This is a genomic window from Janibacter sp. GXQ6167 (assembly GCF_041365945.1).
In the GTDB taxonomy this organism is placed as follows: Bacteria; Actinomycetota; Actinomycetes; order Actinomycetales; family Dermatophilaceae; genus JBGFSK01.
In genome coordinates this window covers 63,501-86,277 of the sequence record NZ_JBGFSK010000002.1, presented here as the reverse complement: position 1 = coordinate 86,277, position 22,777 = coordinate 63,501, and the positions used below count along the sequence as shown (strand labels likewise).

Below are 22,777 nucleotides of genomic sequence, written 5' to 3'. Positions count from 1 at the left end.
TCACCCATGACCGCTGACATCCGCAATGTCATCATCATCGGCTCCGGCCCGGCGGGCTACACCGCCGCCGTCTACGCCGCTCGCGCCAACCTGGCGCCCGTGCTCTTCGAGGGTTCGGTGACCGCTGGCGGCGCCCTGATGAACACCACCGATGTCGAGAACTACCCCGGCTTCACCGACGGCATCATGGGTCCGGATCTGATGATGGGGATGCGCGCCCAGGCCGAGCGTTTCGGGACCGAAATCATCACCGACGACGTGACCAAGGTCGACCTCACCGGCGAGATCAAGACCGTCGTCGACAGCGAAGGCACCACCTGGAGCGCCCGCTCGGTCATCCTCGCGATGGGTTCGGCCTACCGTGAGCTCGGACTCGAGGACGAAAAGCGCCTCTCCGGTCACGGCGTCTCGTGGTGTGCGACCTGCGACGGCTTCTTCTTCCGGGACCAGGACATCGCCGTCGTCGGTGGTGGGGACTCCGCGATGGAAGAGGCGACCTTCCTCACCCGCTTCGCCCGGTCCGTGACCGTGGTCCACCGCCGCGACGAACTGCGCGCCTCCAAGATCATGGCCGAACGTGCCCTGAACGACCCGAAGATCAGCTTCGCGTGGAACAGCGAGGTTGCCGGGATCGACGGTGACGCCAAGCTGAGCGGGCTCACGTTGCGCGACACCACAACCGGGGAGGAGCGCGACCTCGCCGTCTCCGGCTGTTTCGTCGCGATCGGTCACGACCCGCGCAGTGATCTGCTGAAGGGCACCGGCCCCGACGGCAGCGACCAGGTCCCGCTCGACGACGAGGGCTACGTCGTGGTCGAAGGGCGAAGCACCTGGACCGGTGTCCCCGGGGTCTTCGCCTGCGGTGACCTCGTCGACCACACCTACCGCCAGGCCATTACCGCCGCCGGCTCGGGCTGCGCCGCCGCCCTTGACGCCGAGCGCTGGCTCGCCGACACCGCCGACCAGGGCTGACGGCGCGCTGTCACCCCCTTCGCCTAGCATCACCAACCACACCCCAGACGCGCAGAAAGAGGAACTCATGGCCAGCACCACCGCCACGACCGACAACAGCTACGAACTCGATGTCCTCGGCAGCGACCTACCGGTCCTGGTGGACTTCTGGGCGCCCTGGTGCGGCCCGTGCCGGGCGATCGCGCCGGTTCTTGAGGAGCTCGCCGACACCTATGACGGCCGCCTAAAGATCGTCAAGCTCAACACCGACGAGAACCCCGAGGTCACCGCCCGCTACGGCATCACGAGCATCCCGACCATCTACCTCGTCAAGAACGGTGAGGTCGTCAAGACCCTGGTCGGTGCCCTGCCGAAGCCGAAGTTGATCCGCGAGATCGACGACGTTCTCTGAGCCGCCGCGCCGGTCCCCTCGGATCGGTTCGGATCGGTTCGACGAAGGCCCTGGGATCATCTCGATCCCAGGGCCTTCGTCATCTCCAAATGCGTTGCAGGGGAAGGGGATTCGCCATACTCAGAGGTTGGTGATCCCCATCTGGGCCAGGATCCGGTTGAGGTCGTCGACCGAGGCGAATTCGATCGTCATCTTGCCCTTGCGCTGACCGAGGGTGAGGCGCGCGCGGGTGTCGAGATGGTCACTGACCTTGGCGGCAATGTCATCGAGTTGCGGATGCCGTGCGCCAGGACGGGGCTTCGCACGCTGCGCCTTTTCCGGAGCGACCCCAAGCGTGACGATCTCCTCCACGCTCCGGACCGACAGGCCCTCGGCGACGATGCGCTGAGCCAGCCGCTCCATCTCCGCCCCGTCGCTCAGAGTGAGCAGGGCGCGGGCGTGCCCTGCGGAGAGGACCCCCGCCGCGACCCGTCGAGCGACGTGCGGAGGAAGGCGAAGGAGGCGGATCGTGTTGGAGATCTGCGGCCGACTCCGGCCGATCCTGCTGGCGAGCTCCTCCTGGGTGCACCCGAAGTCTTCGAGCAGCTGCTGATAGGCGGCCGCCTCCTCGAGCGGGTTGAGTTCGCTGCGGTGGAGGTTTTCGAGCAGCGCATCACGGAGCATGACATCGTCGTGGGTCTCTTTGACGATCGCCGGGACCGTGTCTTTACCGGCCTCGCGGCTCGCTCGCCAGCGACGCTCACCCATGATGAGTTCGAACGCGACGGGATCGTCACCGTGATCGACGCGCCGCACCACGATGGGCTGCAAGACCCCGATCGTCGAGATCGAGTGGACGAGCTCGGCCATATCGTCCTCGTCGAAGACCGAGCGCGGCTGACGGGGATTGGGTCGAATGGCATCGAGTGGGATCTCGGCGTAGCTCGCACCCGGCACTGGACTGAGGGCGGGAGCGTCCTGTTCGGCGCGCTCGATCGCCTCGGCCGCCTTGCCGGCAGCCGTATTTGGCAGGTGACTCTCTCCCCCTTCACCGGCTCGCTCTCGGAAGAACACATCGACCGGACGGCTCGTCCCGGCGGTCGACGGGTCGGGGATCAGGGCGCCGAGGCCACGGCCAAGGCCGCGTCGCTTCTCACTCATGCGGGGTCCTTCGCTTGCGGGTCAAGGGGGTGGGCGACGCCGCGATCGGCGATCTGGGCGGCGGCCTCGAGATAGGACAAGGCGCCGGTGCTCGCGGGGTCGTAGGTGATCACGGTCTGCCCATGGCTCGGTGCCTCCGAGATCCGCACCGATCGTGGCACCACGGCGTCGAGCACCTGGTCCGGGAAGTGGGTGCGCACCTCCTGCGCGACCTGCTGCGAGAGATTGGTGCGCCCGTCGTACATGGTGAGCAGGATCGTCGAGACATGCAGCGCGGGGTTGAGGTGCGTCTTGATCAGCTCGATGTTCTTCAGCAGTTGCGACAGCCCCTCCAGGGCGTAGTACTCGCACTGAATCGGGATCAAGACCTCGGTCGCTGCGACAAAGGCGTTCACCGTGAGCAAACCCAGGCTCGGTGGGCAGTCGATGATCACGTAGTCGAGGCGCTCTTGACCCGCGGCCTCCCGGTCGCTGGCCAGCGTAGTGAGCGCCTTGTTCATCCGGCTTTCGCGCGCAACGAGGGAGACCAACTCGATCTCGGCGCCAGCGAGGTCGATCGTCGCCGGGACGCACCAGAGGTTCTCGACGTCGGGGCAGGGCTGGACCACCTCGCTCATCGCGACGCCGTCGACCAACACGTCATAGATGCTCGGGATATCGGCGTGATGATCGATCGACAACGCGGTGCTGGCGTTGCCCTGAGGGTCGGTGTCGACCACCAGCACGTTGAGCCCGCGACTAGCGAGGGCGGCGGCGATATTGACCGCGGTCGTCGTCTTGCCGACCCCGCCCTTCTGGTTCGAGACGGTGAGCACTCGCGTGTGCTCGGGTCGAGGGAAACCGGCGCTCGCCAGTCGCGCGCGCTTGCGCGCATCCTCGGTGACGGCCTGAAGGACCGGGGAGTCGGCTAGCGCCTCTCCTGCTACGGAGTCGATGACACTCTCTCCTGTCGTGGGGGTCCGGGGTGTGGGGTCGGGTGGTTCGCCATGCGCGGACTCGTCGACCTCGTCGGTCGCTGCATCGGCCGCATCCTCATCGTCGGACTCGGCGATGGTGGCAGCCCCGTCACCACCGTCGTCGGCATCCGGGGCGCCGGTATCTGGGGTGGCCCGGCAGTCGTGGGTGCCGGCCCAACCGACGGGTGCACTGTCCTCTCGGGCGGGAAGTCCGGGCCAGCCCATGCCGGGAACCACCCGCCGGGCCGCGCTGGTTTCTGCGCTCGTCATGACCTTCGTCCTCTTTCCCACCCGATATCGCGAACGCCTTAGTCAACCTCACCGACCGCGACCCCGCCAACCAGGGACGGCGCGACGACCGGGGGCGCGTAGCCGTCGCGGGGGCGTTTCACGTGAAACGTCCTGGCACCGCAGTCACTGTTTCACGTGAAACATGCCGGCGAGCGGCGTCATCGGCCCCCGCAGAACTCCGCCCTGGTGACGTGCCGTTCCACGTGAAACACGACCGGTCCCTCCGGCGACTCGCAGCGTGGGCGTCGGCGCCTCTCCCCCGTTTCACGTGAAACATGCCGGGTCGACAGGTCCGCCGTCCGCACCGCAACCCCACTGGGTTTCATGTTTCACGTGAAACATGACGCGCGGCCCGACGGGACAACCGGCTATTTTCGTCCCTGGTGACCGGCACGGGAGGCGCGCTTGCGCTGGACCGTGAGGTCCATCGTCAGCGTCGGCTCGTCGAGGACGTCCCCGCCGTGCTCGCTGATTCGTGCACCGCTCATCCCAAGCCGTCGCAGCACCGGAGTCGCCGCGGTCAACTCCTCGGGAGCGCTTCGCCCCTTCATCGCGATCAACTGCCCACCATCGCTCACGAGCGGGAAGCACCACCGGGCGAGCTTGTCGATCCGGGCGACGGCCCGGGCGGTGACGAAGGGGGCCGACAGCACACCGTGCACCTCCTCGGCCCGGGCGCGATGCACCGTGACGCGGTCCAACCCAAGGTCGTCGGTCACCATCTGAAGCCACTCGGTGCGTCGTTGCATCGGCTCGACCAGGTCGACCGTGAGGTCCGGGCGGGCGATCGCTATCGCGAGGCCGGGGAGGCCAGCACCCGAACCCACGTCGATGACCCGCTCATCAGACGGGAAGGCGTCCTCGATCACGGCGCAGTTCAGTACGTGCCGCTCCCACAGGATCGGTACTTCCCGTGGTCCGATCAGCCCGTGCGAGACGCCGGTATCGGCCAGGTGCGCCACGAAGCGCTCGGCGAGCTCTCGGCGATCGCCAAAAAAGCGAAGGGCGGCCTCGGGAATCTCGGGGGGGTGATCCATGGGCTCAGCGTGTCACGGGTGTGCGGCCCCCGGCCAGTTCGCGATGCCCGCGGGCCTGAGGCATCCATGACCCGCGCGCCGCGGCCGAGAAGTCGGGGTGCTGAGTGCCCCCCGTCGCCGTCATCCGCCACCTTTCCGGTCCGGTGCGCACGGTCGAGAGGTCGATGTTTCACGTGAAACACTCCCCGCCGACGCGGTCCGGGTTCGAGGCCGCCAGGAGTAGCGGAAGGCCCCCGCCGGGTTAACCGGCGGGGGCCTTCACTTCGTATCGGTCCGAGCGGGTCAGGCGGGGTCGGGCAGGACCACGACGTACCGCCGGGGCTCGCTCCCACTGGATTCCGAGCTCAGCCCGGCCGCGAGCACCTCGTCGTGGACGACCTTGCGCTCGAAGGCGCTCATCGGGTCGAGGGCCATCTCCTCGCCGCTCTCCTTGACCTTCCCGATCGCCACCTTGGCCACCTCGATCAGCTCGGCCTTGCGGCCGGCGCGATAGCCGGCGATGTCCAACATCAGCCGGCTCCGATCGCCAGTGGCGGTTTGTACCGCAAGACGGGTGAGCTCCTGGACGGCGTCGAGCACCTTGCCGTCTTTGCCCACGAGGCGGCGGGGAACTCGCCCATCCTCCGAATCGACGATCGACACGGCGGCGCGGTCCCCGTCGATACCGAGGTCGATGTCACCGTCGAGGTCACAAATGTCGAGCAAGGTCTCCAGGAAATCGGCGGCCACCTCGCCCTCGCGTTCGAGCTGCTCGCGGCGCACCTCGCGGCGGCGTGGGCGCGCAGCCTCCTCCTCGGCGGCGGCCTGCTCCGGCACCTCCGCCGAAGCGGTGGGTTCCTGCTCATCGACCGCTGCGGCGGCCTGCTGTTCGGTCATTGGTTCTCCTTGAGGCGGACTCGGGCGCTACGGCCTGGTGCTCCATTCCTGAAGCGGCGGCCTCGGCCCATCCATGGGGTTTCTAGCTGGGGACGGGGGTCGGGGCGTAACAGCGGTTATCGCCCGGGCCCTCGGCCGCCCTTCTTGGCTCGCTTCTTGCTCTTGGGTTGGACCCGTTGCCCGCCGGTGGTGGCGATCCCCTTGGCCTCGAGCTCGGCCGCCATCTCGGCATCGTGCTCGCGCTCTCGGCGCTCTTCGGGGGTGTCGACCGGCTTGCCCTGGCGGCGGCGGCGCTCCTGCATGGCCTTCTCGGCCGCGGACCCCGGCGCCGGCATCCGGCGGATCACGTAGAACTGCTGGCACATAGTCCACACATTGGTCGTGAACCAGTAGATCAGCACACCGATCGGGAAGTGGATACCGGAGACGGCGAAGATGATCGGGAAGAGGTAGAGCAGGACCTTCTGCTGCTTGGCGAAGGGGTTATCCAGCGCGGCGGCCGGCATGTTCTTGCGCATCAGTTGGTACTGCGTCGTGAAGGTCGTCGCCGACATCAAGATGATGAGCACGATCGTGACGATCTGGACGTTGAGGTCGCTCGAGCCCCAGAACTGGGCCGAGAGCTGCGCGCCGAAGATCTGCGAGGACTCCGCCTGGCTCGCGATGTCCTGGGTGATCGGACCGATCGCGGGCTTGCCATTGGCGATGTCGTCCAACGAGTTAAGGACGCGGAAGAGGCCGAAGAAGAAGGGGGACTGGACCAGGATGGGCAGACACGACGACAGCGGGTTGGTCCCCGAGTCCTTGTAGAGCGCCATGGTCTCTTGGGTCATCGCCTGGCGCGAGTCCGGATCGTTTTTGCCCTTGTACTTCTTTTGGATCTTCTGCAGCTCGGGCTGGATCAGCTGCATCTTGCGCGAGGCGTGGATCTGCTTGACGAAGAGCGGGATCAGCGCCGCTCGCATCACGATCACCAGGCCGATGATCGACAGGGTCCAGGTCCACCCATTGGCCGCTGGTAGGCCAATCCAGGTGAAGAGCTCGTGCCAGAGATACATGATCCAGGCGACGAGCCACTCGAAGGGATACATGATGGAGCTGAAGCTCACGAGAGAGCCTTTCTCTTCGGATCAGGCGTAGGGGCCAAGCGAACCTGGCTCAGTTCAGGGGCGCCGCGCTGGTCCCAGGTGTCGGGCACGTGGTCGATCCCGCCCGGATTCCAGGGATGACATCGGCCAAGGCGATGCACCATCAGGTAGCTACCGCGGAACGGCCCAAATCGTCGCAGCGAGGCGAGCGCGTACGCCGAACAGCTCGGATAGAAGCGGCAGGTCGGCGGGCGAAGGGGGGAGATCGTCACCTGGTAGAGCCGGACCAGGGCGATGAGCGGCCACGCGAGCACCGCACCGATCCGCTCCCAGGCCGATCGGTGCGCCTCATTGCGCAAGGGTTCGCTCATCAGGCGGCCCGCCCCAGAGGTAAGAGCCGGCGTAGGTCGTCGGCAAGGGCGTCGGAACTCGCCGTCGACGAGGCGGGGTTTGCCCGCACGACGACATCGGTCCCAGATCCAATGGCGTCGATCAAGAGCGCGACTTGAGCGCGCAACCGGCGCTTGACTCGGTTGCGGACCACGGCGTTACCGACGGCCTTGGACACCACAAAACCGACGCGCGGCGGCAGGCCCGCTCGGGCGTCGGTGTGGTGAGCGTGGACGACGATGAGTCGCGACCCGCGGCGAGATCCGCCCCGGGCGCGCACGACCGCAGTAAAGTCCGCGCGCTCCTTGAGGCGGTGCGGCGCGGGCAACAACGCGTGCCGCCGTCAGGCGGAGAGCTTGGCGCGACCCTTGGCCCGGCGGTTCGCGAGGATCGCGCGGCCGGCGCGGGTCCGCATCCGCAGGCGGAAGCCGTGGACCTTGGCCCGGCGGCGGTTGTTCGGCTGGAAGGTGCGCTTGCTCATGAGCTTCTCCGGAAGGTGCTGTCTTGGACAACGTCCGTTGTCCATGGTGGTGTCGGTGTGCCAGTGGTGATCGCGTGAACGCGAAGCACCACCGCCGTCGGTCGCTATCGGAAACCCACCTCACGCGCACCTGCGAAGCGCAGGCGAGATGATCATGGGCATGCGAAGGCAGCCGATAGGCCAGAGGTAGACGGTACGGCAGACGCCGCGGCAGGGTCAAACCGCCGCCAAGGCCAAAAAGAGCCACACCCTGCCACGCGGCCTCGCAGATGTCCCTGCGACACGCCGAGATGCTCCGAGATCTGCGCCGATGGGCTTGCCCTGGGCGGCCACAGTTGTTAGCGTCACCGCGCTGACCATCGTCTGTCCCCATCTGTGGATAACAGTGTGGATGGATGCTAGCCAAGGGTCGCGACCGGACCTCGGCGCTACCGCCCGCGAGGGACGAACGAGACGACGTGCAGATTGTCTGGGATGGGGCGTGACAAGCGTGAGTGACGGCGACGTCGATTTTGCAGAGGTCTGGCGGACCACGCTCGACTCGCTCGACGCCGAAGGCGTCCCCATCGCGCGCCGCGCCTTCCTCAGCCTGGCTCGGGTCGTCGGATTGCTCGATGACACGGCCTTGATCGCGGTCCCCGACGATTTCACCAAGCAGTTCGTCGAGCAGCGCCTGCGCGTCCAAGTCACTCAGGCCCTCTCCGACCAGGTGGGGCGCTCCGTCCGGTTGGCTGTGACGGTCGACCCGTCCCTCGCCGACGGTGAGCCCGAGCCCGTCGGGGCGCCCGAGCCCGACTCCTCGCCCGAGGAGGTGCCGGATACGACGGTGGTCCCCCTTCGCCCGCTCACCTCGACCCTGCCGCTCGACGGCCGCGATGACGGATTGGTCGATGACGACGACGTGGCGCCGCGCCCCGGCCCGAGGCCCGTTCGGCAGGCCCCCGAAGGGGTCGAGGTCACCCGGCTCAATCCGAAGTACATCTTCGAGACCTTCGTCGTCGGCGCGAGCAATCGCTTCGCCAATGCCGCCGCCGTCGCGGTCGCCGAGGCGCCGGCCAAGGCATATAACCCCCTGTTCATCTACGGTGAATCCGGCCTCGGCAAGACCCATCTGCTGCACGCCATCGGGCACTACGCGCGCAATCTCTATCCCCAGGTGAAGGTGCGCTATGTGAACTCCGAGGAGTTCACCAACGACTTCATCAACTCGATCCGCGATGACAAGGCCGCGAACTTCCAGCGCCGTTACCGCGATGTCGACGTCCTGCTAATCGATGACATCCAGTTCCTCTCGGGCAAGATGCAAACGCAGGAAGAGTTTTTCCACACCTTCAACACGCTGCACAACGCCAACAAGCAGGTGGTCATCACCTCCGATGTCCCACCGAAGTTGCTCTCCGGCTTCGAGGAGCGGATGCGCAGCCGTTTCGAGTGGGGGCTCCTCACCGACGTCCAGCCACCCGACCTCGAGACCCGCATCGCGATCCTCAGCAAAAAGGCGATCCAGGAGAACCTCTCCGTCCCCGACGATGTTCTGGAGTTCATCGCCAGCCGGATCTCGACCAATATCCGCGAGCTCGAAGGTGCCCTGATCCGGGTGACCGCCTTCGCCAGCCTCAATCGTCAGCCCGTGGACATGGGCCTCGCCCAAATCGTCCTCAAGGACCTGATCCCCAACGAGACCTCCGGTCAAACGACGATGGCGACGATCATGGCCCAGACCGCCGACTACTTCTCGCTCACCATCGAAGACCTCCAGGGCCCCTCGCGCTCACGGGTCCTCGTGACCGGGCGCCAGATCGCCATGTACCTCTGCCGCGAGCTCACCGACGAGCCGCTCACCAAGATCGGTGGGGCCTTCGGCGGCCGCGATCACACGACCGTCATGCACGCCGAGCGCAAAATCCGCGAACTGATGGGTGAGCGTCGCGCGATCTATAACCAGGTCACGGAGCTGACGAACCGGATCAAGCAACAGTCCACCTGATCCCTTCTCCACACCGCTGTCCACAGATTTGTGGACAGTACGCCCTGCCCGTGGATATCTACCCCTGCGAAGGGGGTCCCGAGGCGCCCTTCGTCGGCACCCACACGACGACGAATCGTCCTGCCGCACAACGGGATCGACCCCGGCGACGGTCACGGCCACCTGTCCACACCCGGTGGACAACACTGTGGGTAGTTCAGCCTCACCTGACCCCGGGTCCAGGCCGTCTCGACCGAAAAATCGCGCACCATGTCCCCCGGCGAGCCGTTACGACCCTGATCGACGACCGCGCCCGGTGGGCAACGGTGGGGATCGGCGTCGGATGCCTCCGTTGAGCGTGGTGGATACCTGTGGTGGAGAGATCTCGATCCCCCGAACCGGCCCGTTCGTCCCCAGCCGCCCACCCTTACGTCAACACCGTCAGCTGAGGTCTGACCTGCCCAAACACGTCATATCCACACAATCCACCGGACCGATGACAACGATGACTTATCTCTAGGTCAGCTCCACGCCCCGAGCATGGTGCTGGGCCCCACGGTGGACATCGACCCGCGGCAAGCAAAACGCGCTCCCTGCACGCCGGTGCTGGGGTTACGGCTAATGTGGTTTACCCCTGCGCGTGACGGGGGAACGACTAACGAGCATGCGGTGTGCAGCCGCGCACCATGAAGGGCAGGTTCAACCGTGAAGTTCCGCGTCGAGCGTGATGTTTTGGCCGAAGCGGTCACCTGGGTTGCCCGAGGCCTTCCCGCTCGCCCCCCAGTCCCGGTCCTCGCCGGGGTGCTCATCGAGGCCGGTGCCGAGGGGACCCTGACGTTGTCGTCCTTCGACTACGAGGTCTCGGGTCGGATCACGGTCCCGGCCGATGTCGAAGAGCCGGGGACGGTGCTGGTCCTCGGCCGCCTCCTGGCGGATATCTCCCGCAACCTGCCGAACCGCCCGGTCGATGTGGTGACCGAGGGCGCGAAGGTTCAGGTGATCTGCGGCAGCTCGCGCTTCGCCCTGCTGCAGATGCCGGCCGACGACTACCCGACGCTGCCGACGTCGCCCGAGGGCAGTGGTTCGGTGGACGGCACGGTCTTTACTCAGGCGGTCGCCCAGGTCGCCGTCGCCGCCGACCGCGGGGACACCCTGCCGATCCTCACCGGCGTGCGGGTCGAGGTCGAAGGGGAGTCGATGACCCTGCTCGCGACCGACCGGTATCGCCTCGCGATGCGCGAGATCACCTGGTCGCCGGTGGTCCCGGACACGAGCGCCGTGGCCTTGATCCCGGCACGTACCCTCGCCGAGACCGCGAAGTCGCTCGGCGCTGCAGGCACGGTGGAGGTCTCCCTCGCCGGAGCTGCCGGTGGCGAAGGGCTGGTCGGATTCGAAGCCGGCCAGCGCCGCACGACGAGTCGCCTCCTCGATGGGGAGTACCCCAAGGTCGCCAAGATCTTCCCGGCCTCCAGCGAAACCGAGGCGGTCATCAGCACTCACGAACTCATCGAGGCGGTGCGCCGCGTCGCGCTCGTCGCCGAGCGCAGCACGCCCGTGCGCCTGCGCTTCTCCGAGGGTCAGGTCGCGATCGAGGCCGGTGCCGGCGATGACGCCCAGGCCTCGGAGGCCGTGGCCGCGACCGTCAACGGACCCGATATCGAGATCGCCTTCAACCCGGGGTACCTCCTCGACGGCCTGGGCGCGCTCGGCACCACCTTCACCCGGATGTCATTCAACGCGCCGCTGAAGCCCGCCATGATCACCGGGCAAGAGAGCGCCGACGCCGACATCGACACCACCTACCGCTACGTCCTGCAGCCCGTCCGCCTGGCCGGCTGAGGACGTCCACCCCCTTCGTTCAAGGAGTCACCATGCAACTCGGTCTGATCGGCCTCGGGAAGATGGGCGGCAATATGCGCGAGCGCCTCCGCCTCGGGGGACACGAGGTGGTCGGCTACGACCGCAACCGCGAGGTCTCCGATGCCGCGTCCGTGCAGGAGATGATCGATGCCCTCGAGGCGCCGCGCACCGTGTGGGTCATGGTCCCCGCCGGGGAGATCACCCGCGGCGTGATCGAGGATCTGTCGAACCGGCTCGAGCCCGGCGACCTGGTCATCGACGGCGGCAACTCCCGCTTTAGCGATGACGAGATCAACGCGGAGCTGCTGAAGGCCAAGGGCATCGAGTACCTCGACTGCGGTGTCTCCGGCGGGATCTGGGGCCTGAAGAACGGCTATGGCCTGATGGTCGGCGGGACGAAGAAGAATGTCGCGCGCGCGATGCCGATCTTCGACACCCTGCGCCCCGAGGGCCCGCGCGACGAGGGCTTCGTCCACGCTGGCAAGGTCGGCGCCGGCCACTACGTGAAGATGGTCCACAACGGCATCGAGTACGGCCTGATGCAGGCCTATGCCGAGGGCTACGAGCTGCTCGAGAAGAAGGGGATCGTGACCGATGTGCCCGGCTCCTTCAAGGCGTGGAGCCGTGGGACGGTGGTCCGCTCGTGGCTGCTCGACCTGATGGTTGCCGCCCTCGAAGCGAACCCGGACCTCGATGACGTCAGTGACTACGCCGCCGACTCCGGCGAAGGGCGATGGACCGTCGAGGAGGGCATCGCCAATGCCGTCCCGATGCCGGTCATCACCGCGAGCCTCTTCGCCCGCTTTGCCTCGCGGCAGGAAGTGAGCCCCGCGATGCAGGCCGTGGCCGCGCTGCGCGGCGGTTTCGGCGGTCACGCCGTGCTCACGACGGCCGAGGGCCAGGAGTTGCGCGCCGAGTCCTCGCGTGAGGCCGCGGCGAAGGCGGTCACCGCCAAGGGCAAGAAGCGCAGCGGCAAGAAGAGCTAGCTCTTGCACGTCCGGCACCTCACCGTCGCCGACTTTCGCAGTTATACCGGCGCCGACCTCGCGCTGCGCCCGGGGATCACGACCTTGCTCGGCCGCAATGGCCAGGGCAAGACCAATCTGGTCGAGGCGATCGGGTACGTCGCCTCGCTATCGAGCCACCGGGTCGCGACCGACCAACCGCTCGTGAAGTTCGGTGCGCAGCGGGCGGTGGTGCGGGCCGCGGTCGTGCGTGAAGGGCGCGAACAGCTCGTCGAACTCGAGATCACCCCCGGTCGAGCGAACCGCGCCAAACTGAACCGCTCTCCCCTTCCGCGCACTCGTGATGTGCTCGGCACCCTGCGCACGGTCCTCTTCGCTCCGGAGGACTTGGCCCTGGTGAAGGGGGATCCGGGCGAGCGTCGGCGTTTCCTCGATGACCTCCTCGTGCAGCGACAACCGCGCTGGTCCGGGGTCCGTAGTGACTACGACAAGATCCTCAAGCAGCGCGGCGCCCTGTTGAAGTCGGCCGCGCCCTATCTGCGTAAGGGGCGGCGTGGGAGCCGCCGTGCCGATGGGATCGACCCGGCGGAGGCCGCCGCCGACGCCCTGCGCACCCTCGACATCTGGGATGAGCACCTCGCGACCGTCGGGTCGCAACTGATCTATGCGCGCTTGCGGCTGATGCGCGATCTCGTGCCGCATCTGCAACAGGCCTATCGCGAGGTTGCCGACGCCACCTCGGAGGTCACCGCTCGTTACCGCAGTTCCCTGCACGACGAGGCGGCCGCGGCGATCGCGGCCGGCGAGGTCCCCGAGCCGGAGCAGATCCGCGAGCTGATCCTCGAGTCGCTCGCGCGGGTTCGCGGCCAGGAGATCGAGCGCGGTGTGAGCCTCGTCGGCCCGCACCGCGATGATGTGATCCTCGGGCTCGGTGAGATGCCGGCGAAGGGGTACGCCAGCCACGGGGAGTCGTGGTCGATCGCCCTGGGTTTGCGCCTCGCCGCATACCGACTGCTGCGCCACGACCTCGGTGACGACCCGGTTCTGATCCTCGACGACGTCTTCGCCGAACTCGACAGCGGGCGTCGCGAGCGACTCGCGGTGATGATCGCTGACTGCGAACAGGTCCTGATCACCGCGGCCGTCGTCGAGGACGTCCCCGAGGGTCTCACCGGCGATACCGTCCATATCCGCCTCGGAGAGGTGTCGTCGGCCCCGTCGAGCGAAGCGCTCGAGGATCCGGTCGCCGTCCCCGCTGCACCCGACGAACCATGAGCACCGACGACCCCGGCGCCCCGGAGCCGGGCGACGCGGCGACCGAAGGCGACGCGGCCGAGGAGGCCAACGCCGAGTTGGCCGAGCGGGTCGATGACGCCGCCTCGGCAGCCCTGACCCGGGCGCGCGCGGTCGCGGCTCAGCGCGGGCTGCGTCCCGGCAGCCGACCGCCGCGCAGAACCCGTCGCACACCGGGTCAGCCCGGCAAACGAGCTCCCCGCGACCCCGCCCTGATCGGCGACCAGGTCGATCGGCTCGTCACCGACCGCGGCTGGGGTGTGGATGTCTCGGCCGGTGCGGTCATGGGGCGCTGGCCCGACATCGTCGGCCCTCAAGTCGCTGAACACTGCCAACCCGTCTCCTTCGAGGCCGGAGTCTTGCGGGTGCGCGCGGACTCGACGTCCTGGGCAACCAACCTGGGGCTCATGCGCTCGGAGATCCTGAAGCAGATCACCCAGGTGGTCGGCCCCGATGTCGTCGAAACGCTGCGAATCGACGGTCCGAGCGCGCCGACCTGGTCCAAGGGACCGCGCCGGATCAAAGGCCGCGGCCCCCGCGACACTTACGGCTGAGCAAAAGAGCCGATCGTGAGGAGCAAGGGCGGGCTCAGGTCAGCGCGAGCACCGCGATCAGCGCGAGCGCGACGATGAGCGCCACCAGCGCGATGACGAGATAGCGGTACCGGTTCGCCCCCTTCGCAGGGGGTGAGACCGACGATGACGAAGGGGGAGGCGCACCCCCTTCATCACGGGGACCAGCACCGACGGCGCGAAGGGCGTCGCGGGCGGCCGGCGGCACGTCATCCCACGAGTCATAGCTCGTCCCGTTGACGGTATAGCGGCCCATGCGGCGATGTTCTCACGCCAGACGCATGGGTCCATTCACCTCACGGGACGCGCCACGCGCAGCCAGATCCGGCGATGTTCCGCAACGGGGAACATGGCTAGGTGGGGCGTACCGGGCGGAGCACTCTCAATCGCAAGAGCCCGATGGCACCGGTCCCGGCCGGTGCCGATCCAGATCACGCGCAAGGGAGCGCCCCACGTGCCCACGGTGACGATTCAGCCGAGCGGCGAGGAGATCTACCTCGCCCCCGGCGAGACCGTGCTCGCGGGGCTGTACAAAGCCGGCTTCGCCTACACCGTCGGTTGCCGACGCGGCGGCTGCGGGATCTGCAAGATCGACGTCACCGACGGCGACTTCACCTATAACCGACCGGTTGCCGAATCGGTGGTCTCCGAGGAGGAGCGCACCGACGGCACCTGCCTGAGCTGCCGGGCTGTCCCGGAGAGCGACATCACCATCGAGATGCGGGACGGCTCCCTGCGTCTTATCAACCCGTTGCTTCGCCAGATCAACGACTCGGCGCGTGCGCGCGCCCTGGCGAGCAGCACGGCAAAGGAGTAGGACATGGGCATTATGCGGATGGGGTACGTCCACGCGCGGGTCACCGATCTCGCCGAGGCCAAGCACCACTACGCCAACACGATGGGCCTGTACGAGACGCACACCGACGAGACGGCGACCGGCCGCCGGGTCTTCTACAAGGGCTGGGACGAGTGGGATCACCACTCGGTCGTGCTCGAAGAGGGCGGCGTGGGCGTGGCGAAGTTCGGCTGGAAGGTCGAGCGCCCCGAGGACATCGATGAGGTCGAGAAGAAGGCCCAGACCTTCGGCGTCACCGTCGAGCGGATGAGCGCCGGCGAGAACCCCGAGGTCAGCGACGGGATTCGCTTTACGACCCCGAGCGATCACGTCTTCGAGGTCTACCACGGGCAGACCCTGATCGGGACCGAGGTCGGCACCCACAACCCGGAGTGCTTCCCGCGGCATCTGGTCGGTGTCGGTGTCCCCGGCCTCGACCACGCCCTCGTCCTCGCCGAGGACGTGCGCACGATGGAGCGCTTCTTGACCGATGTCTTCGACTTCTTCCCGACCGAGCGCGTCCAGACCGATCTCAACGACGACGACGCGCACTACATCGCGACCTGGATGACGAGCAACAACCAGATCCACCAGCTCGCGGTTCTCGAGGGCCCACCCGGCAATGCTCAGGGCAAGCTCCACCACTTCGCCTTCAAGCTCGGCGACTGGAGCGAAGTGGGCCGCGCCGGCGACCTCTTCGCGATGGACGACGTGCCGATCGACATCGGCCCGACCCGCCACGGCATCACCCGCGGTCAGACGATCTACTTCTTCGACCCCTCCGGGAACCGCAACGAGGTCTTCGCCGGCGGCTACCTCGCCTATCGCGACCGGCCGACCGTGAAGTGGACGCCGGACCAGATCGCCAAGGGCATCTTCTACCACGCTCGCGAACTCAACGAGCGCTTCACCACCGTCTACACCTGATCGATCTCGCCCGGTGCCGGCCGGCCCCTGCCCCGGCACCGGGTGGTGACCCCCCTCATCCCACCCGCCGATCTCTGCCGGCTAGGAGGTTCGATGATGCATGTCCGCACGAGCACGACCCTGACCTACGCCGGGGCGCGCGCGGCCCTCGACGCCGCGTTCGCCAAGGCCACCGACCTGGGCCTCGCCCTGAACATCGCGGTCTGTGATGGCGCCGGAACCCTGCTCGCCTTCGCCCGGATGGACGGGGCCTTCGCGCACTCCGGGTCGATCGCGATCGATAAGGCCGCGACGGTGTGCGGCTTCGAGGGGATCGCGACCGACGACCTCTATGACGGACTCGCCGGCGAGGACGCGGTCGTGCGAGGGATCGCCAACCGCCCGGGCATCGCTGCCTTCGGTGGTGGTGTCCCGATCCGGGTCGGTGATGACCTCATCGGCGCCGTCGGTGTCTCGGGGGGAAGCGCCCAGCAGGACAAGGAGGTCGCCTCGGCCGGGGCGGCGGCCGTGACGACCAAGGAGCAGCGATGACCCCCTTCATGCAACGCGTCGCAGAGGTCGTCGGCGTGCCCGACGAGCCCCTCGACCTCGACACGCTCGCGCCGATGCCGGTCACCCGGATCAGCCAAAAGATCGCGACCAGCACCGGCGCCGATCGCCATGTCGCGATCCGCTCGCTCGCCGAGCAACTCGTGTGCGAGGCCAACGCGATCTTTGTCTCCGGGCATCGAGGTGACGACACCTTGGACCTCTACGACGAGACGCACCCAAGCGAGCTCGCCTTCAACGTCACCCACCGCGGGCGTGCGGTGCGTGTCTCGACGGTCTTCGCCGACGGGATGGCCTACGGGCGGCTCGTCGGGGACGGGTTCGCGAGCGAACTCCCGCAGGAACTCGACAGCGCCGATGCCCTGCCCGATCTGCTGATCCGGCTGATCGTCGAATCCGACCACGCCCATCAGCGCACCGCTTAACCCGCGCACCCAAGGAGAAAACTGCCGTGCAATACGAACTGCGTACCCAAGTCATCGAGCCGCAGCGCAAGACCTTCGACCACCTGGTGAAGCGCTACGGCGATCGGCCCGCCACTCGCTACGAAGAGGGCACGGTCGATGTGCAGGCCAAGGAAAACTTCCACTTCCGGCCGCTGTGGGATCCGAGCAAGGAGATCTACGACGAGGACTTCTCCGCCTTCAAGCTCACCGACCCCTACTCCTTCCTCGACCCCCGCCAGTACTACTACGCGCCCTATGTGACCTCGCGCGCCGGGATCTCCGATGCCTTCTCGACGACGCTGGACTATGTCGAAGGGAGGGGGCTGCTCGGCCGCCTCCCAGCAGGGTGGCGTGAGGTGCTCGCCGAGGTCATCGTGCCGACCCGTCACTACGAGTCCGGTGCCCAACTGGTCTCGGTCGATGTCGCGCGCTTCGGCTTCGGGACCTCGATCACGCAGTGCGCGGCGTACGCCGGCTTCGACCGGATCGGCAACGCCCAGCAGCTCTCTCGCGTCGGGATCGCGCTCGGCGAGCAGACCACCGCGGTGCTCACCAACGCCAAGGCGATCTGGGTCGAGGACGAGTCGATGCAGGGGCTGCGCAAGTTCATCGAGGAGACCATCACCGAGCGCGATTGGGGGGTCTCCCTCGTCGCTCTCGACACGATGGACCAGGTGCTCTACGGGCTGCTCTACGGCCATCTCGATGAGGCCGCCATCGACGCCGGCGCCGGGACCTACTCGCTGATCGCCGCCCACTTGAGCGACTGGTTTAAGGATCAGCGCCGCTGGCTCGATGCCCTCTACAAGGCCTGGCGCGAGGATCCCGAGCACGGCGATGCCAACGCCGCCCTGCTCGCCCAGACCGTGAACCGCACCCTCGATACCGCCGCGACGGCGCTCGCTCCGCTCGTCGCCGCAATCGACTCCCACGTCGACGCCAAGAGCGGCCCGGCGCTCGACATCGCGATCGCCGCCCTTCGACCGACCACCGCTAGCTGAAGGACATCGCCATGACCGAAACCCAGCAGACCGGCCGGATGGTCGGCGTCGACATCCAAGAATCCGAGCAGAACCGCGCGGTCGTCGAGGCCATCGAGGCCGATAACCCCGATTGCTCCGTGCAGCACATGCCCGGCCTCGTCCGGATCACGAGCCCGACCCGCTTGGTGATCAACCAGGCCACCGTCGAAGAGCGCCTCGGCCGCGAGTGGGAGACCCACGAGTTCCAAATGGCCATCGTGACCTACTTCGGTCACATCCAAGAGTGGGATGACGACGAGATCGTCATCGCCTGGAATCACTAAGAGGAAACCGACATGACGATCGCACCGAAGAAGCCGCGCAAGCTGTCGATGAAGGCCAAGTACGAGGCGCTTACCCGCGACCTCGACTGGGAGCCGAGCTATGTCGACAAGGATGAGATGTTCCCCTTCCTCGAGTTCGAGGGGATCAAGATCCACGATTGGAGCGCCTGGGAGGACCCCTTCCGGCTCACCGTCGACGCCTACTGCAAGTACCAGGCCGAGAAGGACAAGCGGCTCTACGCCGTGCTCGATGGTTTCGCGCAAGGCCAGGGACACCTGACGCTCACCGACGCGTCGTACCTCAACGCGATGAAGCTCTTCCTGCAGGGCGTCGCGCCGCTGGAGTACCAGGCGCACCGCAACTTCGCCTACCTCGCGCGGCATCTCGCCGGGCCTGGTCCGCGGTTTGCGGCGCTGTGCCAGAGCATCGACGAGATCCGGCATATCCAGACCGAAGTCCACACGCTGTCGAACTACAACAAGTACTACAGCGGCTTCCACAACTACCTGCAGATGCACGACCGCGTCTGGTACCTCTCGGTGCCGAAGTCCTTCTTCGACGACGCGCTCGCGGCGGGCCCCTTCGAGTTCCTGATCGCGATCGGGTTCTCCTTCGAGTACCTGCTGACGAACCTCCTCTTCGTCCCCTTCATGTCCGGCGCCTCCTTCAACGGCGACCTGCCGACGATGACCTTCGGCTTCTCGGCGCAGTCCGATGAGTCGCGGCACATGACCCTGGGACTCGAGGCGATCAAGTTCCTCCTCGAGCAGGACGAGGACAACGTGCCGATCGTGCAGGCCTGGATCGATAAGTGGTTCTGGCGCGGTTATCGGGTCACCGGCCTCGTTGCCCAGATGCTCGACTACATGCTGCCGCGCAAGGTGATGAGCTGGAAGGAAGCCTTCGAGCTCTACTTCGAGCAGCAGATGATGCAGGGGCTCTTTAAGGACCTCGAGTTCTACGGCATCACGCCCCCGCGCCACGTCGAGGATGCTCTCGCGGAGAAGGAGATCCTCTCCCACCAGGTGTACTGGATCCTCTACCAGTTCTCGCACGCCGCGGCCTTCACCACGAGCGTGCCGAGCGACGAGCACATGGACTGGCTCTCCAAGACCTATCCCGACACCTTCGACCGGTACTACCGGCCGCTGTGGGAGAAGGAGCGGGCCAATATCGAAGCCGGCGGTCGCCACTTCGTGCGCGGCCTGCCCCAGCTCTGCCAGGTCTGCCAGATCCCGATGGCCTTCACCGAGCCCGGCGACCCGACGACGATCTGTCAGCGGGAGTCGGAGTACAACGGCGAGCTCTTCCAGACCTGCTCCAACGGGTGTCAGTGGATCTTCGAGCGCGAGCCGGAGAAGTACATCCAGGCCTGGCTGCCCGTGCATCAGATCTACCAAGGGGTCTGCGGCGGACCGTCGGTCCCCGAGGTGCTCGATTGGTACGGGATCGAGGACGGGGACAACGGCGAGCACGCGGGCTCTCGCGATGACCGCAACTGGAAGCAATGGCACGACGACGCCGACCACGAGCGGCTCGGCACGGAGGTGGGCTGATCATGGCCGTCAACAGCATCGGCGAGTACTCGTTCCCGTCGCGCTCGCGTCAGGAACTCTATGGAGACGGCCAACTCGTCCACGTGTGGTTCAAAGAGAACCCGTGGTTTTGCGCCTCGGCGTGCTTTAGGGCGCCGAAGGCCATGTCGTGGGGCGACTTCTACTCCCAGTTGGTCGTCCCCTACGCCGAAGAGGACCCCGACTTCGACCCGAACGCCCGCCGCGAGTGGACGCTGCGTGGAGAAGTCATCACGCCCTCGGATGACCAGACGCTCGAGGAGCTCGGCGTCCGGCACAAGGAGGTCATCGGGATGAGGGTCCTGGCGGCGTAACCCCTTCCCCCTTCGCCTGATCGACCGGTGGGGCACGACCGCGACCCCTGCGCGGCGTGCCCCACCTTGATCGCCGCACCTACTTTTTTTAGAAGGACGTCATGGCCAAGTACACGATCACCGTCGAGCCCGTCGGTCGCGAGATCGAATGCGACGAGGACCAGAGCATCCTCGATGCCTGCCTGCGTAGCGGGGTGTGGCTGCCGCACTCGTGCACCCACGGCACCTGCGCGACCTGCAAGTGCGATCTGCTCGACGGCAAGGTCGATCACGGTGACGCGAGCTCGTTTGCGCTGATGGATTTTGAGCGGGAGGAGAAGCTGCTGACCTGCAGCGCTCGTCCGCGCTCGGACGTCACGATCGAGGCTGATATCGATGTCGACGAGGACCTCGAGGTCTTTCCGGTGGAGGACTACACGGGCACGGTGGCGGTGCTCGAAGACATCGCCGCCGATACCAAGCGCCTCGTCGTCGAACTCGACCGCGACCTGGGCTTTAACGCCGGTCAGTACATGAAGTTTGTCGTTCCCGGACGTGATGGTGAGTCGGCGTGCGACCGGACGTATTCGATGGCGAACCCGCCGACCGAAGGGCGGATGCTCGAGTTTCACATCCGACGCGTGCCGGGCGGACGAGGTACCGACGGGTGGGTCTTTAAGGACCTCGCGGTCGGCGACCTGGTCGCGCTGTCAGGTCCGTATGGGCGCTTCGTGCTGAAGTGCGGCGATGACCGGCACGCGATCATGGTCGGCGGTGGCACGGGGCTGGCGCCGATGAAGTCGATGGTGCGCCACGCCCTCGAAAACGAGGAGTACGACGGCGAGATCACGGTCTACGCGGGGGCGCGCTCGCGGGAGTGGCTCTATGACGTGGCGTGGTTCCGCGAGATGGCCGAGGAGTACGAGCAGCTCACCTACCGGCCGTGTCTGTCGGAGGAGACGGCCGAGCAGGTGGCGGCCTCGGGCGATGATCCGGACGCATACGCCTACGGGATGGTGACGGATGTGATCGCTGCCGACCATCAGCGCCTGACCGGGTGCGCGGGCTATCTTTGCGGTCCGCCGCTCATGGTCGACGCGGCGCTGAAGACGCTCATGTCCCGGCGCCTCTTCCCCCGCGATATCTACCGGGAAGACTTCTTCAACGAGGGCGACAAGGCTGGCGGGGGCCTCAACTCCCCCTTGATCAAGCGCTGACCCGGGCCGGCTCGGACCGCGGCCGCCGAAGTCTCGGGAAGTTCCGGGATTCTCGTGGAGTTCCGCGGGATGTTGGGAGTTTCCCGCGACGAAGGGGGTTCCCGTCGCGTCGGGTGCGCGGGCGGGGTATCGGGAAGTTCCGGGATTCTCGTGGAGTTCCAGGGGATGTTGGGAGTTTCCCGCGACGGAGGTGGCTTCGCGCGGGAGACGTCAGGCCGTGAGGCGCCCGAGCGCCTGGCGGATCTTCGCGGCGACGTGCCCGGGGTGGTCGAGGTCGGCCCAGGTCAGGCGAACGACCGCATAGCCGAGTGCGCGGAGCCGGTCCTCGCGCAGCTTCTCGGCGACGAGAGCGGCCCGCCCTTCCAGCCCGTCATACTTCAGCGCCCCATCGAACTCGACCACGACCTGCCCCTCGACCAGGAAGTCGACGCGCGCCACGAAGGCGCCGCCCGCGTCGGTGATGCGCACCTGGCTGCGCCACCGGAAGCCAAGATCGCTCAAGAGCACGTGGGTGCGGGTCTCGCCGACCGATTCACTCGCGGGGTCGGCGTGCGCCAAGAGCCCTTCAGCGCGCTGGCGCCCGCGGGGGCTAAGTGGTACGACACCGAGCGCACTCTTAACGTGCTCGAGGGTGCACTGTCGGGTGCGTAGTGCCGCCTCCAGGGGGACGAGTCCGCTCAACAACCCGTCGCGCGCCGCCGTCACGACGACCGCGGTGGAGATCGGCAGCGATGGGCAACCGCCCACCATGACCCACGCCAACGCGTCGGCGAACCGCACCGTGCCGACCTTTCGTGGCGGAGTGATCCGGACTCCCGAGACGACTCGTGGTTTCACGACATCGTCGACAACATCCACTTCGCGTTCGGGATCGAGCAAGGGCAGGCCGTGGAGCGCGAGGGCACTTTGGTGGCTGGCGATCCCACTGACTCGAGCGGCGAGCACCGCCCGCGTGCGCAGGGCGAGCCGCTCCTCGGGCGTCGCAGCACGCCAGACCTCGCCGAGGACATAGGCATCGCGTCGCACCCGGCAGATCTGCCCGCGGCTGCGCAAGCACGCCAAGTCATGGCGGTCCACGTCGAATCGCGCCGCCTGCTCGGCGGTGAAGACTCCACCGCGGCTGATCGAGAAGGCCTCTAGTCGCTCGTTCATCGGGCAACGGTGACAGCCTTCCCGTCGAGATCACAGCGGCTATCCACAGCGTTGCCCACACGGTGGATAACGTGGTGGAGGAAGGGCGGTGCGCGGCCGAGGTGGGCGGAGAGAGCCGGGCGAGCGTGGCCCCCTTCCGTCGAGGGAAGTTCCGAGATTCTCGTGGAGTTCCGCGGGATTTTGGGAGTTTCCGGGGACC

Annotated in this window: 26 protein-coding genes; 16 read left to right on the top strand and 10 right to left on the bottom strand. The window is 67.0% G+C overall.

Annotated features, from left to right (window positions below):
- The first annotated feature begins 6 nt into the window (after positions 1–6).
- A complete protein-coding gene (gene trxB, locus AB8K43_RS03255) occupies positions 7–972 on the top strand; it encodes a thioredoxin-disulfide reductase (protein ID WP_370891444.1) in 966 nt (321 codons plus the stop codon).
- A gap of 67 nt (positions 973–1,039) precedes the next feature.
- Entirely contained in the window at positions 1,040–1,363 is a 324-nt protein-coding gene (gene trxA / locus AB8K43_RS03250; protein ID WP_370891442.1) for a thioredoxin, read from the top strand.
- A 120-nt stretch (positions 1,364–1,483) separates the two neighbouring features.
- Here trxA and AB8K43_RS03245 read toward each other — a convergent pair whose 3' ends face one another.
- From AB8K43_RS03245 to rpmH, 8 genes are all read right to left on the bottom strand, one after another.
- Positions 1,484–2,503 carry a ParB/RepB/Spo0J family partition protein gene (locus AB8K43_RS03245; RefSeq protein ID WP_370891440.1) on the bottom strand — a complete coding sequence of 340 codons (1,020 nt, stop codon included), beginning with the start codon at positions 2,501–2,503 and terminating at the stop codon, positions 1,484–1,486.
- Positions 2,500–3,729: a ParA family protein gene (locus AB8K43_RS03240; protein ID WP_370891438.1), complete on the bottom strand. Its 1,230-nt coding sequence runs from the start codon at positions 3,727–3,729 to the stop codon at positions 2,500–2,502. The genes AB8K43_RS03245 and AB8K43_RS03240 overlap by 4 nt, the downstream gene beginning before the upstream one ends.
- 389 nt (positions 3,730–4,118) lie before the next feature.
- Complete coding sequence (rsmG, locus tag AB8K43_RS03235) at positions 4,119–4,787, bottom strand: 16S rRNA (guanine(527)-N(7))-methyltransferase RsmG (protein WP_370891436.1); 669 nt, start codon at positions 4,785–4,787, stop codon at positions 4,119–4,121.
- A 282-nt stretch (positions 4,788–5,069) separates the two neighbouring features.
- Entirely contained in the window at positions 5,070–5,663 is a 594-nt protein-coding gene (locus tag AB8K43_RS03230) for a protein jag (RefSeq protein ID WP_370891434.1), read from the bottom strand.
- Positions 5,664–5,779: 116 nt separating this feature from the next.
- Positions 5,780–6,772 carry a membrane protein insertase YidC gene (gene yidC, locus AB8K43_RS03225; RefSeq protein WP_370891432.1) on the bottom strand — a complete coding sequence of 331 codons (993 nt, stop codon included), beginning with the start codon at positions 6,770–6,772 and terminating at the stop codon, positions 5,780–5,782.
- A complete protein-coding gene (gene yidD / locus AB8K43_RS03220; RefSeq protein ID WP_370891430.1) occupies positions 6,769–7,122 on the bottom strand; it encodes a membrane protein insertion efficiency factor YidD in 354 nt (117 codons plus the stop codon). Before yidD ends, yidC begins: the two co-directional genes overlap by 4 nt.
- Positions 7,122–7,469 carry a ribonuclease P protein component gene (gene rnpA / locus AB8K43_RS03215; RefSeq protein WP_370891428.1) on the bottom strand — a complete coding sequence of 116 codons (348 nt, stop codon included), beginning with the start codon at positions 7,467–7,469 and terminating at the stop codon, positions 7,122–7,124. The genes yidD and rnpA overlap by 1 nt, the downstream gene beginning before the upstream one ends.
- Before the next feature lie 15 nt (positions 7,470–7,484).
- A complete protein-coding gene (rpmH, locus tag AB8K43_RS03210; RefSeq protein WP_370891426.1) occupies positions 7,485–7,622 on the bottom strand; it encodes a 50S ribosomal protein L34 in 138 nt (45 codons plus the stop codon).
- A 490-nt stretch (positions 7,623–8,112) separates the two neighbouring features.
- Here rpmH and dnaA point away from each other — a divergent pair, with 490 nt between their 5' ends.
- From dnaA to AB8K43_RS03185, 5 genes are all read left to right on the top strand, one after another.
- Positions 8,113–9,609 (top strand): chromosomal replication initiator protein DnaA, encoded by a 1,497-nt coding sequence (gene dnaA, locus AB8K43_RS03205; RefSeq protein ID WP_370891423.1) that lies wholly within the window; start codon positions 8,113–8,115, stop codon positions 9,607–9,609.
- A 684-nt stretch (positions 9,610–10,293) separates the two neighbouring features.
- On the top strand, positions 10,294–11,427 hold the full coding sequence (gene dnaN / locus AB8K43_RS03200; RefSeq protein WP_370891421.1) for a DNA polymerase III subunit beta: 1,134 nt from the start codon (positions 10,294–10,296) through the stop codon (positions 11,425–11,427).
- A 32-nt stretch (positions 11,428–11,459) separates the two neighbouring features.
- Positions 11,460–12,434 (top strand): phosphogluconate dehydrogenase (NAD(+)-dependent, decarboxylating), encoded by a 975-nt coding sequence (gnd, locus tag AB8K43_RS03195; RefSeq protein WP_370891419.1) that lies wholly within the window; start codon positions 11,460–11,462, stop codon positions 12,432–12,434.
- Between the two features lie 3 nt (positions 12,435–12,437).
- A complete protein-coding gene (recF, locus tag AB8K43_RS03190) occupies positions 12,438–13,688 on the top strand; it encodes a DNA replication/repair protein RecF (RefSeq protein WP_370891418.1) in 1,251 nt (416 codons plus the stop codon).
- The gene (locus AB8K43_RS03185; RefSeq protein WP_370891416.1) at positions 13,685–14,260 is read left to right on the top strand and encodes a DUF721 domain-containing protein; all 576 of its coding nucleotides are present in this window, start codon (positions 13,685–13,687) and stop codon (positions 14,258–14,260) included. Before recF ends, AB8K43_RS03185 begins: the two co-directional genes overlap by 4 nt.
- Positions 14,261–14,294: 34 nt before the next feature.
- Here the strand turns inward: AB8K43_RS03185 and AB8K43_RS03180 are convergent, their stop codons facing one another.
- Positions 14,295–14,534 (bottom strand): hypothetical protein, encoded by a 240-nt coding sequence (locus AB8K43_RS03180; RefSeq protein ID WP_370891414.1) that lies wholly within the window; start codon positions 14,532–14,534, stop codon positions 14,295–14,297.
- A 198-nt stretch (positions 14,535–14,732) separates the two neighbouring features.
- Between AB8K43_RS03180 and AB8K43_RS03175 the strand changes: the two genes are divergently transcribed.
- The 9 genes from AB8K43_RS03175 to AB8K43_RS03135 all read left to right on the top strand — a co-directional run bounded on the left by AB8K43_RS03175 (position 14,733) and on the right by AB8K43_RS03135 (position 21,426).
- The gene (locus AB8K43_RS03175) at positions 14,733–15,095 is read left to right on the top strand and encodes a 2Fe-2S iron-sulfur cluster-binding protein (RefSeq protein WP_370891412.1); all 363 of its coding nucleotides are present in this window, start codon (positions 14,733–14,735) and stop codon (positions 15,093–15,095) included.
- A gap of 3 nt (positions 15,096–15,098) precedes the next feature.
- Positions 15,099–16,040: a catechol 2,3-dioxygenase gene (locus AB8K43_RS03170; protein WP_370891410.1), complete on the top strand. Its 942-nt coding sequence runs from the start codon at positions 15,099–15,101 to the stop codon at positions 16,038–16,040.
- 93 nt (positions 16,041–16,133) lie between these two features.
- A complete protein-coding gene (locus AB8K43_RS03165) occupies positions 16,134–16,571 on the top strand; it encodes a heme-binding protein (protein ID WP_370891408.1) in 438 nt (145 codons plus the stop codon).
- On the top strand, positions 16,568–17,014 hold the full coding sequence (locus AB8K43_RS03160) for a hypothetical protein (RefSeq protein ID WP_370891406.1): 447 nt from the start codon (positions 16,568–16,570) through the stop codon (positions 17,012–17,014). Before AB8K43_RS03165 ends, AB8K43_RS03160 begins: the two co-directional genes overlap by 4 nt.
- 26 nt (positions 17,015–17,040) lie before the next feature.
- The gene (locus tag AB8K43_RS03155) at positions 17,041–18,036 is read left to right on the top strand and encodes a hypothetical protein (RefSeq protein WP_370891404.1); all 996 of its coding nucleotides are present in this window, start codon (positions 17,041–17,043) and stop codon (positions 18,034–18,036) included.
- Positions 18,037–18,047: 11 nt separating this feature from the next.
- The gene (locus tag AB8K43_RS03150; RefSeq protein WP_370891402.1) at positions 18,048–18,341 is read left to right on the top strand and encodes an MmoB/DmpM family protein; all 294 of its coding nucleotides are present in this window, start codon (positions 18,048–18,050) and stop codon (positions 18,339–18,341) included.
- A gap of 12 nt (positions 18,342–18,353) precedes the next feature.
- The gene (locus AB8K43_RS03145) at positions 18,354–19,898 is read left to right on the top strand and encodes a YHS domain-containing protein (protein WP_370891400.1); all 1,545 of its coding nucleotides are present in this window, start codon (positions 18,354–18,356) and stop codon (positions 19,896–19,898) included.
- 2 nt (positions 19,899–19,900) lie between these two features.
- Complete coding sequence (locus AB8K43_RS03140) at positions 19,901–20,230, top strand: phenol hydroxylase subunit P4 (protein ID WP_370891398.1); 330 nt, start codon at positions 19,901–19,903, stop codon at positions 20,228–20,230.
- 101 nt (positions 20,231–20,331) lie between these two features.
- On the top strand, positions 20,332–21,426 hold the full coding sequence (locus tag AB8K43_RS03135; RefSeq protein ID WP_370891396.1) for an NADH:ubiquinone reductase (Na(+)-transporting) subunit F: 1,095 nt from the start codon (positions 20,332–20,334) through the stop codon (positions 21,424–21,426).
- 210 nt (positions 21,427–21,636) lie between these two features.
- On the opposite strand, the gene AB8K43_RS03130 is transcribed toward AB8K43_RS03135, so the two are convergent.
- A complete protein-coding gene (locus tag AB8K43_RS03130; RefSeq protein WP_370891394.1) occupies positions 21,637–22,578 on the bottom strand; it encodes a type IV toxin-antitoxin system AbiEi family antitoxin domain-containing protein in 942 nt (313 codons plus the stop codon).
- Between the last annotated feature and the right edge of the window lie 199 nt (positions 22,579–22,777).

What these genes read in the sequence shown, in the direction of transcription:
- AB8K43_RS03240 (WP_370891438.1), bottom strand. Translation starts at nt 3,729, where the DNA reads ATGACGAGCGCAGAAACCAGCGCGGCCCGGCGGGTGGTTCCCGGCATG.
- gnd (WP_370891419.1), top strand. Translation starts at nt 11,460, where the DNA reads ATGCAACTCGGTCTGATCGGCCTCGGGAAGATGGGCGGCAATATGCGC.
- rpmH (WP_370891426.1), bottom strand. Translation starts at nt 7,622, where the DNA reads ATGAGCAAGCGCACCTTCCAGCCGAACAACCGCCGCCGGGCCAAGGTC.
- AB8K43_RS03170 (WP_370891410.1), top strand. Translation starts at nt 15,099, where the DNA reads ATGGGCATTATGCGGATGGGGTACGTCCACGCGCGGGTCACCGATCTC.
- AB8K43_RS03230 (WP_370891434.1), bottom strand. Translation starts at nt 5,663, where the DNA reads ATGACCGAACAGCAGGCCGCCGCAGCGGTCGATGAGCAGGAACCCACC.
- AB8K43_RS03150 (WP_370891402.1), top strand. Translation starts at nt 18,048, where the DNA reads ATGACCGAAACCCAGCAGACCGGCCGGATGGTCGGCGTCGACATCCAA.
- trxA (WP_370891442.1), top strand. Translation starts at nt 1,040, where the DNA reads ATGGCCAGCACCACCGCCACGACCGACAACAGCTACGAACTCGATGTC.
- AB8K43_RS03140 (WP_370891398.1), top strand. Translation starts at nt 19,901, where the DNA reads ATGGCCGTCAACAGCATCGGCGAGTACTCGTTCCCGTCGCGCTCGCGT.
- AB8K43_RS03180 (WP_370891414.1), bottom strand. Translation starts at nt 14,534, where the DNA reads ATGGGCCGCTATACCGTCAACGGGACGAGCTATGACTCGTGGGATGAC.
- yidD (WP_370891430.1), bottom strand. Translation starts at nt 7,122, where the DNA reads ATGAGCGAACCCTTGCGCAATGAGGCGCACCGATCGGCCTGGGAGCGG.
- AB8K43_RS03135 (WP_370891396.1), top strand. Translation starts at nt 20,332, where the DNA reads ATGGCCAAGTACACGATCACCGTCGAGCCCGTCGGTCGCGAGATCGAA.
- AB8K43_RS03160 (WP_370891406.1), top strand. Translation starts at nt 16,568, where the DNA reads ATGACCCCCTTCATGCAACGCGTCGCAGAGGTCGTCGGCGTGCCCGAC.
- AB8K43_RS03245 (WP_370891440.1), bottom strand. Translation starts at nt 2,503, where the DNA reads ATGAGTGAGAAGCGACGCGGCCTTGGCCGTGGCCTCGGCGCCCTGATC.
- rsmG (WP_370891436.1), bottom strand. Translation starts at nt 4,787, where the DNA reads ATGGATCACCCCCCCGAGATTCCCGAGGCCGCCCTTCGCTTTTTTGGC.
- AB8K43_RS03185 (WP_370891416.1), top strand. Translation starts at nt 13,685, where the DNA reads ATGAGCACCGACGACCCCGGCGCCCCGGAGCCGGGCGACGCGGCGACC.
- trxB (WP_370891444.1), top strand. Translation starts at nt 7, where the DNA reads ATGACCGCTGACATCCGCAATGTCATCATCATCGGCTCCGGCCCGGCG.
- AB8K43_RS03145 (WP_370891400.1), top strand. Translation starts at nt 18,354, where the DNA reads ATGACGATCGCACCGAAGAAGCCGCGCAAGCTGTCGATGAAGGCCAAG.
- AB8K43_RS03130 (WP_370891394.1), bottom strand. Translation starts at nt 22,578, where the DNA reads ATGAACGAGCGACTAGAGGCCTTCTCGATCAGCCGCGGTGGAGTCTTC.
- AB8K43_RS03165 (WP_370891408.1), top strand. Translation starts at nt 16,134, where the DNA reads ATGATGCATGTCCGCACGAGCACGACCCTGACCTACGCCGGGGCGCGC.